We start from the raw sequence: 14,306 nt of genomic DNA on the forward strand, positions 1-14,306 counted from the left end.
CATGGCCCGCAGGCCCTTTCGCTTACCGCTGCGCGCGCTCACTCATCATACGCACCGGTTGATAGGCCGCTCTTTCGCTCAACATTGCCTGTTCGCTTTCCATAAACGCGCCGCCTAACTGGCCAAGCGATGCGTAAAAATCAGTATCTACTTTAGTAAGATCGTCAAAACAGCGTTTCGCCCAGGGAGCAATGTGTTGCTGGAAGAAGTAGCTTTGCTCGCTGCTTTGCGCCGCAATAAGCATCGCCATGACCTCACATATAGCAGCCAAATGATCTTCTGGCTCACGGATATGCTCATTTCGTTCAAATCCCAGTGCGCGAAGATCTTGACGCAAGGCGACCAACGCCGCTTCCATCAACTCTCCGTTACGATACCAAGACGCGTAAGGCACTACCTCGCCCTGAATAACCCCAACAAGAAGACGAAAGTGCGCACGCTGAAGGCTGTCTGAGCTGCTTTGACCAGCGGCGGCCGACAGTGCTGCCCAACACTCAGCCAATCGGCTGCCGTCTTGTTCAATGTCGACGTTGGCAAGCCACGTTAGTAACTCACTGTTGGGTGCCTGGCGTAGCAGACTGGCTAAAAGCTGATAAATATCGGCCCGAAGTGCATCGGTATCGCTTAGCGTGGGCATTACATCACTCATTGCTTTACACCTTCAGTTGGGCATCAGGGTCACGAATCATGGTTTTCCATACATCTTTGACCCGACAGTCCTCGCACATCTCTAGCCGCGCTAGCGCATCGCCCGCAAAATACGGATGGTCAGCTAGCTTCGCTTTGATCGTTGCTATCGTACTGGCGGTGGCAAACGGCTTACCGCAGCCAATACATTCAAAGGCTGCTTCTTCGTGGCAGATATGCCGTGTGTCGCGATCCGACGCAGCCAAAAAGCCTGGGAGCAGCGTAATCGCGTCTTCAGGGCACGCTTGTTCACATAGCCCGCACTGTACACAGTCAGCCTCCAGGAAGCTTAACGCTGGCGTATCGCCCCCGGATTTCAACGCCGGTGTCGGACAGTTGCTAACGCAGGCATGGCAAAGCGTGCAAGCTTCGCGGTCTACTTGAATGCCGCCATAAGCCGACCCTTTAGGCATAACATGTCGATCATTACTAGGTGCCCCTAATGCCGCTAGTGTTGCTAACACTTGATTGAAGCGAGCACGCTTGTAAGGCTCGGTGAAGGTCAGCGCTGTGCCGATTAACGGCATAAGATTAGGAAGTGCATCGCGCTCTTCAACCTGTTCCGGCTTTAGCAGCTTAACCCGTGAGGTATCATGCCCCAGCGCCTCAAGTAGTACGTGGGCCTGAGCGATTTGATGAGCAATGAAAGCGGTTAAACGAGGCGGCATATCATCGTGCAACTGAATACGCACTTCAGCCGCCCCGTTCGCTAACGCGGTCAGCCACTGGTCGTGGCCAGCAGCCCCGAGTTCTTCAAGCGGGACATCAAGCAGATGGCCTGGTGTAACGACATCAGCGTTGCGCTCAGCATCAAGGCAATCATGGGTAATAAAACGCATCACAGGCACTTGGCCACCCGCCTCACGGTAAGCGGCCAGCCACGTCGCTAAAGTGTCTTGCTGACGACGAGTTTCCGGCAGGCGAAATTCTATCGCACCGGTTGGGCAAGCACTGGTACAGCTGCCCACCCCTTGGCAAAGAAATGGATCAATCTCAATACGCGATTCAATGCGTCCCTGTACGCTGGAAATAGCATCAGCGGGACAAACATCTAAACAGCGCGTACAGCCGACATTGCCACTTGCGGAGTGCGCGCAGATATCACTGTTAACCTGAAAATAGCGTGGTTTGTCGAACTCGCCAACGAGCTCAACAATGCTTTCCAGAATCTCGCCGCGCTGGGCTTCCTGAGCCATCCAGTTCAGGCGCACATAGCCTGGCGGTGGAATTTCCCACGACGACGAATTGCTCAGCACGCTTGCTGGCGTTAAGTCGAGCACTACGTCAAACGCGTCACGCTCAATCAGCGCTTGGGCTAAATTGAGCGTGCCATTATCGTCGAGCACAACATCAACCTGAAATGCACCCAGATAACCGGTAATACGCAGCTGGGTTTGCTGGGTATGGGTAAGCGTTTGACAAATGAGCGGCTCGCTGGCGGCTGACAAATCGAGCGCGGTATCAGTTGTCAGCAGCGTCAGGGATGCCAACCCACGGCCTTGTAACGCTAGGGCGGCTTGGCTAACCTCGTGCGCGTTCCCCACCAGCAGCGCATGGCCACGGCTGTGATAAGTCACGTTGGCTGGCGTTAAGTTAACCGGCCACGAGATACGCTGACGCACCGCTTCGCGAGCAGTGGCATTGATCTGGTCATCTACCGATGCCAGTTGGATTCGTTGGTTCATGCATTCTCACGGTCAGGGAATCGTTTTTTTTATAATTAAAAATTATCATTTTTTACTTTAAGGGCACATTTTAGCGCTTTATTTATCTTGAGCGTATGGTGCTTGCGCTTTTTTTGCCACCCTTAAGCACCCCAGCATGTCAACGCACCACTACCAAATATACAGTAAGCCATTGTTTTTAAATTAATTAACTGTTTTTCATATATTTGTCTACCTCGCCGTCAGATGAATCAGACTGGTCGTCTAGTGGCGTTTTTTGTGCAATGTCGGCGTTACTTGTACCGGCATTAACATCGTTTGATGGCGTAGAAATAGTGCTGTCGGCACTGCCTGCTTCATCGTTTTCATCATGTGTCTCTGCTGGTTGTTCTAACGCCTCTTCTGCCTTATTCGCCCAGCGGCGAAGCTTGCCTGCCAGTTCCGTGGCCATAGGCTTTAGCTGCTGACGATAATCAGCATCGTAGTCATCCAACCCATCGCGTACGTTGTAGTTGCCAGTGGCCCATAGCCGTTTCAGGGCACGCCGACGGAGTGCAGCGCTAACACCAGGCACCATAAACGCGCTGAAATCACTGCCTGCCGGTAAGTGATCAGGGTCAGGTAAGGTGTGATCTAAACTGCCGGGGAGCGGGGGCGAGCTCTCAACGTTAGCCTCTGCATCCAGCGACTCATCGTCGCTGACAGCAGCGCTTAACGTATCGGCCTCTAACCTTTGTGCTGCATTGTCATCAGCAAGATTGCCATCAGCGGGATTGTCTAATGCAGCGTCTGCTTCATCGCTTTCAACGCCACGTTTTTTACGTGACCAGCGTTCGAATCGGCTCACTGGGGCTGCTCCTTGGTGGGGGTTTCTTTGGCGCGCCCGGCTCCCTTGTGTTTCTTTTTGCGCCTTTCCGGCGGTGCTTCCCCATGGCGTGCCAAATAGCTTTCCAACCATACTTGAACTGCCATTGGCATTGGTGCTTCAAGTACCTGTTGCTCACCATCTAGCCATCCCGCCGCAACATCTTGGCTTGCAGTAATAGCGTCTGGTTTTGGTGCTTCGCCGGTAAAACCAGCGCGAACAAACAGACGAGGCGTTGCTGAGGTGAGGTTAAAACGGTAGGCCGCACGCTCAGTCATATAAAGCTGAAGACCAAGCACATAGTCACCTTGCTCGCCTGGGGCGAGCTCGGCAATACGCCATTGCGTTAAGGTGAAGCCTCTCACCTGTTTGGGCTCAGCCACCAAGGTAATGCTCAAAGAGCGCAGATTATCACTCATACGGATAGACCACCTTAGACCTTGAACGGGTAGACAAGTAAGCCTTTTGAGCGCCATCATCGTCAACTCAGAGTATTTTACTCAACTATTATAAATCACATGTATGCGTTACATGGTTTTTCATTAGGTTCCAACGAGGATTGCGGATGCCCGCCCTTCAGCTAAGCCGAGCCCGCTTACCGGCCACGACAACAATCGATGTGATGGATGCTTACGGCGACACTCGCCAACAGGCCATCGCCGCAGAGCGCGCGCTAACGGTTTATCTCAATAAGCGCGAAATTGTCACGCTAATGACGTTGGGCGACGACCCTGAAGCGCTTGTAGTGGGCTACCTACGTAACCAAGGGTTACTGCGCCGCGCGGAAGATTTACGGGTGGTACAGGTGGATTGGGAGGTGGAAGCCGCCGCCGTTGTGACCGGTTATTTACCTGACGATTTAGAGAGTCGGTTGAGTACACGCACCGTCACTACAGGTTGTGGTCAGGGAACCGTATTTGGCAAATTACTAGAACAGACAGCGCTTTCTGAGTTGCCAGAAACACGGATTTCCCAGTCAACGCTCTATCAATTGCTCACCAATTTGAATACTTATAATGATACCTACCGCAGCGCGGGTGCCGTGCATGGTTGTGCGCTATGCCATCAGAGCCGCGTGCTCGACTTTGTTGAAGATGTTGGACGTCACAATGCGGTGGATACCTTGGCGGGCCACCAGTGGCTCAATCAGGCTGAAAGCAGCAGTGCTGACGTTTTCTATACCACTGGTCGCCTGACCTCTGAAATGGTGTTGAAAGTGGCGCAAATGGGCATCAGCGTGCTGGTTTCTCGTTCTGGGGTTACCCAAAAAGGTGTTGAGCTTGCCGAGCGCTTCGGCGTGATGTTGATTGCTCGGGCGAAAGGTAAAAACTTTCAGGCTATTAATACAGCTAAACGCTTAACGCTAGATGCCATTCCCGCCAAACCACCCAGCGCACGTTCATCTAAGGAGGTCGGTATATGATCACACCTCAAACCCTCACTGGCATGATTCTCGCGGGCGGCGAAGGTCGACGTATGGGGGGGCGTGACAAAGGCCTTGAACCCTTCGCTGGGCTGCCACTGATTGCCCACGTGGCTAAACGCTTTGATGGCCATGTATCCGAGTTGTTGATCAATGCCAATCGCAACACAGATGCCTATGCCCTGTTTGCAACACGGGTCATTGAGGATGCAGAGGGAGGATTTAAAGGCCCGCTGATGGGCATTTACAGCGGGCTACGTGCGGCTAAAACACCCTGGTTGCTGGTGGCCCCCTGCGACTCACCTGCCCTGCCTCTCGATCTTGTCGCTCGTATGGTGGCGGGCATCACCACAGAGAATGGCGAGCACGATATCGCGGTTGCGTTTGACGGTGAGCGATTGCACCCCGTTGTTGCGCTGTTGCGCACTTCGCTTGCCGATGATCTGGCGAACGCGTTAGCTGAGGGAGAACGAAAAATCGACCGTTGGTACGCTCGACATTTGTGGTGCAAAGTAGATATGTCAGATTGCCCGGAAACGTTTGCCAACCTCAATACCGAGGAAGAAAAATCTCGTTTGGAGCTAGCCTTTGGCTCGGTTTCCAAGGGCTCGGCTTCTAAGGACTCAGTTTCTAAGGGCTCAGTTTCTAAGGGCTCTGCATCTAAAAATCCTGCCTCGAAGGAAGTACCATGAGTCTGTCGTGCTTCGAACTCGGTGAGCAAATGCTCAGCGTTGATGCCGCGCGGGATGCACTGCTAACCTTGATTGAGCAGCCTGTTACGACAGAGTCCGTCTCGCTTAGCCAAGCCTATGGCAGGCGGCTTGCCACCGACATCACCGCGCCAATTAACGTGCCACAGAACACCAACGCAGCAATGGATGGCATTGCCCTGGCATGGCCAGAAGGTCAACACCATCAAACCCAATGGCCGATTGCAGGCGATGCTTTTGCCGGACAAGCGTTTGAGGGTAACGTGCCGCTCGGTCAATGCGTGCGCATTACCACAGGTGCTCCCTTACCGCCGGGTTCCGACACCATTATCATGCGCGAGCAGCTTAGTGAGCATAGCGGCAGTGTCATTATCGATGCCCCCGACCGTGTTAACCATGGCCAACACGTACGCCAAGCAGGCGAAGATATTGCGATAGGCGATGTGGCAGTGGTGGCTGGCACACGGCTAGACGCCGCCTGTTTAGGGTTAATAGCCTCACTGGGCTACGGTGACGTCTGCGTTTTCAAGCGCCCTAAGGTGGCTATTTTCTCCACGGGGAATGAGGTCACTTCTCCTGGCGAAGCACTGCCTAGCGCAGGTATTTACGACACCAATCGTTTTACATTGACGGGCTTGCTCTCCGAGCAAGGTGCCGAGGTGGTGGATCTAGGCATATTGCCCGATGACCCCATCGTCATCCAAAACGCCCTGATGGTCGCCGCCGAACAGTGTGATTTAGTGATTACCAGTGGGGGCGTTTCTGTCGGCCACGCCGATTACACGAGAGAAGCGCTGGAAGCCTTAGGGCAGTTGGCTTTCTGGCGCGTGGCACTGCGCCCTGGCCGCCCGATGGCTTGTGGTTGGCTGGGAGAATCGCGCAAACCTTTTGTAGGCTTACCCGGAAACCCGGTGGCGGTCATGGTAACCTTTAGCCAATTCGTGGTGCCATTACTAGAATATTTGCAAGGGCAAACGCCCTACGCACCGAGGCGTTTAACCGCCATTACCCAAACCCCGCTCAAAAGCCGCCTAAAGCGCACCGATTTTATACGCGGCATTTATACAAGCGATGCCCAAGGCGTGTTACACGTCCGTAGCACCGGAGCTCAGGGGTCGGGGATATTGACCTCGATGGTAACTGCCAACTGTCTGATTGAGCTAGGCGATGATTTAGAAGGCGCCCAACCAGGCGACGCAGTCTGCATCCAACCACTGACGAGGTGGCAATGACTAAACAACCAATTGCTGATCAACTTATTGATGATTTCGGCCGCCGTGTCAGCTATGTACGCATCTCCGTGACAGACCGCTGCGACTTTCGCTGCGTTTACTGCATGAGCGAAGAGATGACCTTCCTGCCACGCGCTCAAGTGCTGACATTGGAAGAACTTGCCATGGTGGCCAAAGCGTTTACCGAGCTAGGCGTTGAAAAAATTCGTCTAACCGGGGGTGAGCCATTAGTGCGTAAGGGCATTGAGCAGCTCGTAGATGACATTGGTGCACTACCAGGGCTCAACGATTTCACTATGACTACCAATGGAGCCAGCCTGCGTAAACACGCTCAGCGTCTCTATGAAGGGGGGCTACGCAGACTCAATATCAGCCTTGATTCCCTTGATCCGGAACGCTTCAAGCAGCTCACCCGAACAGGCGATTTAGCGAAGGTGATTGATGGCATTCACGCTGCCAAAGACGCTGGCTTTTCACGCATCAAGCTCAACGCTGTCATTTTAAAAGGGCGCAATGATGATGAAGTGCTCGATCTCGTCGAATTCGCCCGCCAAGAAGGGCTGGATATCAGCTTTATCGAAGAGATGCCGCTGGGCGATGTTTCCGATCACTCACGGGCAGAGACGTTTTATTCCAGTGACGACGTTCAAGCGCTAATCGAAATGCGCTACCCGCTCGTGCCCACAACGGAAACCACACCGGGGCCTTCACGCTATTTCAAAATGGCCGACAGCAGCAGTCGGGTTGGCTTTATTTCGCCTCACAGCCACAACTTTTGCGATAGCTGTAACCGAGTACGGGTCACCGTTGAGGGTCGTTTACTACTCTGTTTGGGCAATGAACACTCTGTTGATTTACGTGCCGTATTACGCCGTCACCCTGGCAATATGCAGGCATTGAAAACGGCCATTATTAATGCCTTGCCGCTCAAACCCGAGCGCCACCACTTCACTACCGACGGCGATGTACAGGTGGTGCGCTTTATGAACATGACAGGGGGTTAAACGTTGTCAGCCAATCGCGTGCCAGTGCATATCATTACGGGTTTTCTCGGCAGCGGCAAAACCACGCTTATCCACAGCCTTATTGAACAAAAGCCTGTGGATGAAAAATGGGCTATTTTGGTCAATGAATTTGGCCAGATTGGCATTGACCAAGCGATGTTTGAGCAGCGTAACGATGTCGTCGTGAAAGGCTTGCCCGGTGGATGCCTATGCTGCCAACTGGCCTTTGTGCTGCAGGCGGCGCTGGTCAATTTACTCGCCCGCAACAAGCCAGACCGAGTCATTATTGAGCCTTCAGGGCTAGGCCATCCAGCAGGTTTACTCGACTTGCTGCGCGGCGACGCCTTTCAAGAGGTCGTGGCCGTGCACGATATTATTGCCACCTTAGATCCGCGCCGTTTAGATGAGTCTCGGGTCCGCCAACACGAAACCTTTCAAGACCAGTTAGCCATGGCCGATGCCATTGCTATCACAATGGGTGAACAGGCAAGTACCGAACAACACGCGCATGCGCAGCAGTTTGTGGCCACCCTCTGGCCACCGCGAAAGTGGGTGCATCGCATAGAGCATGGCACGATGCCATTATCGCTGCTCATGGACAGCGGACAAGCCAGTGCTCACGGTGTCGGAACTGTTCCTGATACGCATCGTCAGCTGATCGCAAGCCCAACGTTGGAAGGCGCTTTTTTTGATGTTGCACCTCCGCTTGGCCAACCTCAGCAAAAGACCGCCAGTGCTCTTGGTTATACCAGCACCGGCCTTCGTTGGCACCCCAATGAACGCTTTGACTTTGACCGTTTAGCCATCTACATAGGTGAACTTCCCACGACTGCGCGAGTAAAAGGCGTTTTTCATACCGATCAGGGCTGGAAGCAGCTTAATCGAGCCGATGGAACGCTCAGCGTCGGAAGCAGCGCTTGGCGGCAGGATTCACGGCTTGAGGTGATCACCTCTGACAATGACGCCGACACCCACACGAAGTTGCTGACAGAGCTACACTCATCAGAGGTGCTGTTGCAGTTTTTTAATGATGACTAAGTTAATGATGATTAAGCTAATGATGATTAAGTTAATGATGATTAAGTTAATGATGACTAAGAAGGCTGAACCATGAGCGCTTTTTCGATAGCATCTACCGGCATGGGGCGGCCAAATAAATAACCTTGGAAAGTATTGCAGCCATGAGCCAGCAGCCACGCTTTCTGTTGCTCCGTTTCTACCCCTTCGGCAATGACATCAAGATTTAAGCTTTTTGCCAGAGCGATCGTACTTTCCACGATAGCCGCATTGGCACTGCTTTCTAACACTTGGTGTACAAACGACTGATCGACCTTTAGCTGATCGAGCGGCAACTGCGCAAGATACGCCAGCGAAGAATAACCGGTTCCAAAATCATCCAGAGAAAAGCGTACGCCTTGGGCTTTCAGGCTTAGCATTTTGTCACGGGCATCGTCCCGCGCTTCCACAAATAGCGTCTCGGTGACTTCAAGCTTCAGGCGCTCAAGCGGTGCTTTTGTACGAATAAAAATCTGCTGTAAGCGGGATAAAAAATCGCTATCGCGAAACTGTAGTGGGCTGATATTCACAGAAATCGTCAACTCACGTAAAAATGGCGTTGCTGCCCAGCGGGCTAATTGACGGCACGCATCCTCAATGACCCACTCACCGACCTCATTAATCAGCCCGCTACTCTCTAATAGTGGGATAAATTCCCCAGGAGAGACCATGCCACGTTCTGGATGCTGCCAGCGTAGCAGTGCCTCAACCCCCGTAAAATGGCCAAAGCGATTGACCTGAGGTTGGTAATAGAGACGCCATTGATGGCGTCTCAACGCCTGACGCAAATCGGCTTCAAGTTTCACCTGTATCAGCAACGTAGCCTGCATCGAAGGGTCAAAAAAGCGTATGACGCGACGTCCATTTGCCTTCGCTTGCAATAACGCCATATCGACCTGCTGAAGGTAGTCCTCGGCGCTTCGCTGACTATCGGATATGATCGTAATGCCAACGCAGGCAGTCACCATGACTTGCTCTTTAGCAAACTTAATCGGCTCATCAAGCGCAACCAAAAGTTTCTGAGCAATATGTTCTGCTAAGCGCCGTGTCTGGCGCGGGCTTACATCGACGCCTTCAACAAGCACAGCGAATTCATCACTGCCCAAACGAGCCAACGTATCGGTATCGCGCAACATTTTGCCAAGCCGTTGAGCAACCCGCTGTAACAACTGATCGCCAGCGAGGTGCCCCAAGGTATCGTTGATATGATTAAAACGATCAATATCGATCACCAACAACGCCCCGCATCGCTGGTGGCGGTTTAGCTCTATTAACGCTGTCTCCATCCTATCCATAAACAGACGCCGATTGGCGAAGCTCGTTAATGGATCGTAAAACGCGAGTTGATGGATCTCCTCCTCAGCAGCTTTGCGCTCGCTGATATCACTCATGGTGGCAACGTAGTTAGTGAGCACACCGTCTGCATCATAAACAGCACTGATTGTTAACCACTCGGGAAACAGTTCGCCATTTTTGCGCTGATTCCAGATTTCTCCTTCCCAGCTACCCGTTGCCATCACTCGTTTCCATAAACGCCGGTAAAACGCTGCGTTATGGTGACCAGAACTAAACATACGCGGGTTATTACCGACCACCTCAGCATCGCTGTAGCCTGTTATGCGCTTAAACGTCTCATTAACTTTTAAAATATTGCCTCGCGCATCTGCCACCATAATGCCTAGGTGGGCTTGAAAAGCGGCCGCGGCGATTTGCAGCTCTACTTCTGCGCGCTTCGCTTCGGTAATATCACGGTTCACCGATAGCACTCCCTCAAATTGTCCTGCACTACTTATTAGCGGGCTCACGGTGGCATGAAAATGGCAGCAAATGCGTTAGCTAGGGGAAACAGGCGAGCGCCACGCGCCTGGGCCTATGCCCGCGCTAGCTCACGCTCTTTTATTCGCTCATGTAGCTGAACAGCTAACGCAAGGCGATTCAGGTAATGACGAACGCCTCAGGCTGCTAACAACCCAATCAAGCCAACAACTGACAACAACACCAGCAAACGCTGGCGCCAGCCCGTCAGAAGTGTATGAAGATCAACGCCAACCACAACAAACACCGGATAGTCACTAATTCGTTGCAAATGGAATAAACGATTGCGCCCGTCAAGGGGTGAGATCGCGATTAGCGTCCAAGCAAGACTGCCATTGTCTAGCCACTGCTGCCCAGTAGGCGCATCAATTTGGCTACCAATGGTGATTCCCTCACGAGGTGTTGGGTGTCGAGCAACCAGCCAGACAGCGCAAACCTCTATAACAACAAAATATAAATCGTAATAACTCGCCGCTTTTGCCGCCGAAAATCAGGTGTTATCTGGCTTTTTTTGGTTAATCAATCACTGCGAGGTAGCGGCATTATACGTAAACCTTATACAGATATCTCGCAGTACACTTGATACAGTATAAAAATAACGTTGAAAGATACACCGCAGGCTCCCCATAGGCGTCTTTGGATAGTGGCGTGGCTGGTTTTGTATGTTTCAGCAAACCTGCTTATCTAACGTTGTTACCTTACTTCACAGGCAACTGCCATGGCATCGTTAGGCCAAATGAGTCGCTACGAAATACGCTTAGTACGTATGTTTAAAACGCGCAAAATAACTCAACAAATGCTGCCTCAGTCCCCATGAATTTTGATCTGGTACAGCACGCAATAGATCACCGGGAGCACGATAAGGGTGAGTAGCGTGGCAACACCGAGCCCACCAATCAATGCCACGGCCATGCTGGCGAAAAACGCATCGCTAATGAGCGGGATCAGCCCCAGCATGGTGGTTAACGCCGCCATTGAAACTGGCCGAACACGGCTAATGGCGGCGCGCACCACCGCATGATAGCGGTCTTTATGAAGCGGTAGCTGCACATTGATCTCTTCTACCAAAACAATGGCATTCTTGATCACCATCCCGATCAAACTGAGCGTGCCAAGCAGCGCCATAAACGAGAAAGGCAACCCGGTTAACAGAAGCGCAGCCACCACCCCAACGATGGTCAGCGGTACCAAAAACCAAATCGCCAGCGGCTGGCGGAAATTATTAAACAGCACCACCGTGATAATAAACATCATCGCCAAGCCAAGCGGCAACGATGCAAACAGGCCGCTTTGGGCTTCACCGGAGGTCTCAAATTCACCGCCCCACTCAAGCCGGTAACCGGCCGGTAGCTTAAGCGCCTCTACCTGCGGCCGGACCTGAGCCAATACGCTCGCCGCTGTCACACCGCTGAGCGGGTCGGGTTCGCCATACACCGCCAGCATGCGTTCGCGGTCGCGTCGCATTATCAGCGGATCCGCTACCTGGGTCGTCACATCACGCATCACTTGATCGGCCGTGATGTAACGCCCTTGTTCGGCGCTCCACACGTTTAGCGACCCCAGGTTGTCGATATCATTGCGCTGTGCCGGTATCGCTCTGGCGACAATCGGAATCAGGTCACTGCCGTCACGGTAGATTCCCACCTGGCTACCACTGGTACTCAGTGCCAGTGTGGCCGCCAGGTTTTCACGCGTGACACCCAAGCGTCGCGCCGTGTCTTCGGCGAAAATAGGCACCACGGCCTGCACACGGTTACGCCAGTTGGTGCGTACACTGACCATAGTGGACGTATCACTAAACAATGCCGCGACTTGATCACCTAGCTGGCGTAATACGTCGGGATCGCTGCCGTACAGCCTTGCTTCAATCTTGGCTTTCGGCGCTGGCCCCACTTCCAATGGGGCAATTTTGTAGTCGATATCGCTGTGATCACGTTTGAGTACCGCCTCGACATCCGCCATGTGCGCTTGCTGCGCAGCTTTGTCATCCGTTTCAACAATCAGCTGTGAATAGCTGGCATAGCGGTCTTCCGGCGCATAGGTCAAGGTAAAGCGCTGGGCACCGCCGCCCACAACGGTGGTGAGATGGCGAACACCGTCCATGTCCATGACCACCGCTTCCAGCTCAGCCACCCGCAGCTGGGTTTCCAGAATATCGGTGCCTTCTGGCGTGCGGTAATCGACAAAGAAAATAGGCGTATTCGAAGCAGGGAAAAAGGCATTCTTGACGGATCCAAACCCGACAACCGCGACTGCCAGTATGATCATCACCAGGCCAAGCGTTAGCCAACGCAGCCGAATACCCGCCACAATCACGCGGCTAAACAAGCGGTACACCACGCCGTTGTAAGGGTCTTCATCTGTGCTGCTCGGGGCCACATTACGAAACAGCAGTTTGAAATAGAAAGGCGTTAGCGTCAGCGCCGTCAGCCAACTCAATAGCAGTGAATACAGCAATACATAGAACAGCGAGCCGATAAATTCACCGGTGGTATCCGGCGACAACCCAATTGGGGCAAAGGCGGCCACCGCAATCAACGTTGCCGCCAGCAGCGGCCAAGCGTTTTGCCGAACCACCTGATAAGCTGAATCACGAATACTTTGGCCACGCTTTAAGCCCACCAGCATGCCTTCAGTCACCACAATGGCGTTATCGACCAGCATGCCCAGCGCTATAATCAGCGCACCCAGCGAGATTTTCTCCAACTGCAAACCGTGAATGCGCATCATCATAAAGGTGCCGATAATGGTAATCAGCAGAATAAAGCCCATCAGCAGGCCGCTGCGCCAGCCCATAAACAGCATTAACACCACAATAACGATCGCAACCGCCTGAATCAGGCTGACGAGGAAACCGGATACCGCGTCATCCACAACGGTCGGCTGGTCATAAACCACGTTGAGTTCCATCCCTAACGGTGTCCGTGCTTCTAGTTCCTCTAGCCGTTGATCAAGGCGGGCACCTACCTCAACCACATTAACGCCGCTTTCAAACGATATGCCCAAAGAAATAGCCGGCCGTCCCATATCCCGATAAAGCTGTTGTGGGTGCTCGGTTAAGCCGCGGGATACCTCTGCAATATCGCTCAGCCTCACCAGCTCGCCGTTGCCTTCACTAACGATTAATGCGCGCAAGTCGTCGATGTTCGCGGAACTACCCGAAGGCGTTACCCGGAAACGCTGGCCTCCCTGCTTCAAGTGGCCCGAATCCACCACGGCATTTTGCGTATTAAGCAGTTGCTGAAGTGAACTTAACGGGATGTTCAGCGCACGCAGCCGCTCGCGGTCGACTTCAATGAAAATGCGCTCCTCTCTTACCCCCGCCAACGAGACCTTTTCAACGCCATCAACCAAGGCGAGTTCACGCTTCAGAAACTCGGCGTGGCCTTTCAGGTCAGGCATGGCATAGCCGTCACCGGTTAGGTTAATCATCAAACCGAACACATCGCCAAAATCGTCGTTAACCCGTGACTGGCTCGCCCCAGGCGGCAAGGCCGCTTGAGCATCACTCACTTTGCGGCGTAGTGAATCCCACAGCTGTTGAAGCTCATCGTTTTGCACCGTACTTTGCAGTTCAATCGTGATTTGAGAAAACCCATCAGAACTCACCGAGCTGATGCGTTTAATGGCGGGCATTTCTTGAATGGCTTCTTCCAGCGTCGAGGTGACCTCCTGCTCCACCTCCTCTGGCGTAGCGCCAGGATACTGGGTAGTGACCAGCGCATTACGAATAGTGAACTCAGGAAACTCAAGCTGCCCCATGCCGGTGAAAGCCAGTGACCCGCCCACTAGCAGTACCACGGTCATTAAATAACTAGCGGCCCGGTGGCGTAAGAAGTAATCAACCATT

12 protein-coding genes are annotated in these 14,306 nt (G+C 53.0%); 5 read left to right on the forward strand and 7 right to left on the reverse strand.

Annotation, left to right across the window (positions count from 1 at the left end; genetic code table 11):
* Positions 1 to 22: 22 nt before the first annotated feature.
* The 4 genes from ELY33_RS06855 to ELY33_RS06870 form a co-directional block, all read right to left on the reverse strand.
* Positions 23 to 649: a TorD/DmsD family molecular chaperone gene (locus tag ELY33_RS06855; protein ID WP_126945873.1), complete on the reverse strand. Its 627-nt coding sequence runs from the start codon at positions 647 to 649 to the stop codon at positions 23 to 25.
* A gap of 4 nt (positions 650 to 653) precedes the next feature.
* Complete coding sequence (locus ELY33_RS06860; RefSeq protein ID WP_126945876.1) at positions 654 to 2,372, reverse strand: 4Fe-4S binding protein; 1,719 nt, start codon at positions 2,370 to 2,372, stop codon at positions 654 to 656.
* Between the two features lie 187 nt (positions 2,373 to 2,559).
* On the reverse strand, positions 2,560 to 3,198 hold the full coding sequence (locus tag ELY33_RS06865) for a DUF3306 domain-containing protein (protein WP_126945879.1): 639 nt from the start codon (positions 3,196 to 3,198) through the stop codon (positions 2,560 to 2,562).
* Positions 3,195 to 3,635, reverse strand: coding sequence for a DUF3305 domain-containing protein (locus ELY33_RS06870; protein WP_126945882.1), 441 nt, complete (start codon positions 3,633 to 3,635; stop codon positions 3,195 to 3,197). Before ELY33_RS06870 ends, ELY33_RS06865 begins: the two co-directional genes overlap by 4 nt.
* A gap of 146 nt (positions 3,636 to 3,781) precedes the next feature.
* Between ELY33_RS06870 and ELY33_RS06875 the strand changes: the two genes are divergently transcribed.
* The 5 genes from ELY33_RS06875 to ELY33_RS06895 are packed head-to-tail and all read left to right on the forward strand — an operon-like array spanning position 3,782 to position 8,623.
* Positions 3,782 to 4,639: a formate dehydrogenase accessory sulfurtransferase FdhD gene (locus ELY33_RS06875; protein WP_126945886.1), complete on the forward strand. Its 858-nt coding sequence runs from the start codon at positions 3,782 to 3,784 to the stop codon at positions 4,637 to 4,639.
* Positions 4,636 to 5,331, forward strand: a complete 696-nt coding sequence (mobA, locus tag ELY33_RS06880) for a molybdenum cofactor guanylyltransferase MobA (RefSeq protein ID WP_244208575.1) — start codon at positions 4,636 to 4,638, stop codon at positions 5,329 to 5,331. Before ELY33_RS06875 ends, mobA begins: the two co-directional genes overlap by 4 nt.
* Positions 5,328 to 6,581, forward strand: coding sequence for a molybdopterin molybdotransferase MoeA (gene moeA / locus ELY33_RS06885; protein WP_126945889.1), 1,254 nt, complete (start codon positions 5,328 to 5,330; stop codon positions 6,579 to 6,581). Before mobA ends, moeA begins: the two co-directional genes overlap by 4 nt.
* A complete protein-coding gene (gene moaA, locus ELY33_RS06890; protein WP_244208576.1) occupies positions 6,578 to 7,585 on the forward strand; it encodes a GTP 3',8-cyclase MoaA in 1,008 nt (335 codons plus the stop codon). The genes moeA and moaA overlap by 4 nt, the downstream gene beginning before the upstream one ends.
* A gap of 3 nt (positions 7,586 to 7,588) precedes the next feature.
* Positions 7,589 to 8,623 carry a CobW family GTP-binding protein gene (locus ELY33_RS06895; RefSeq protein ID WP_126945892.1) on the forward strand — a complete coding sequence of 345 codons (1,035 nt, stop codon included), beginning with the start codon at positions 7,589 to 7,591 and terminating at the stop codon, positions 8,621 to 8,623.
* A gap of 56 nt (positions 8,624 to 8,679) precedes the next feature.
* On the opposite strand, the gene ELY33_RS06900 is transcribed toward ELY33_RS06895, so the two are convergent.
* The 3 genes from ELY33_RS06900 to ELY33_RS06905 all read right to left on the reverse strand — a co-directional run bounded on the left by ELY33_RS06900 (position 8,680) and on the right by ELY33_RS06905 (position 14,305).
* Positions 8,680 to 10,398, reverse strand: coding sequence for a putative bifunctional diguanylate cyclase/phosphodiesterase (locus ELY33_RS06900; protein WP_340148108.1), 1,719 nt, complete (start codon positions 10,396 to 10,398; stop codon positions 8,680 to 8,682).
* Between the two features lie 197 nt (positions 10,399 to 10,595).
* Positions 10,596 to 10,727, reverse strand: coding sequence for a hypothetical protein (locus ELY33_RS18220; protein ID WP_279629873.1), 132 nt, complete (start codon positions 10,725 to 10,727; stop codon positions 10,596 to 10,598).
* A gap of 533 nt (positions 10,728 to 11,260) precedes the next feature.
* On the reverse strand, positions 11,261 to 14,305 hold the full coding sequence (locus ELY33_RS06905; protein ID WP_126945895.1) for an efflux RND transporter permease subunit: 3,045 nt from the start codon (positions 14,303 to 14,305) through the stop codon (positions 11,261 to 11,263).
* Position 14,306: the final 1 nt, after the last annotated feature.

Source organism: Vreelandella andesensis (genome assembly GCF_003989795.1).
Lineage (GTDB): Bacteria > Pseudomonadota > Gammaproteobacteria > Pseudomonadales > Halomonadaceae > Vreelandella > Vreelandella andesensis.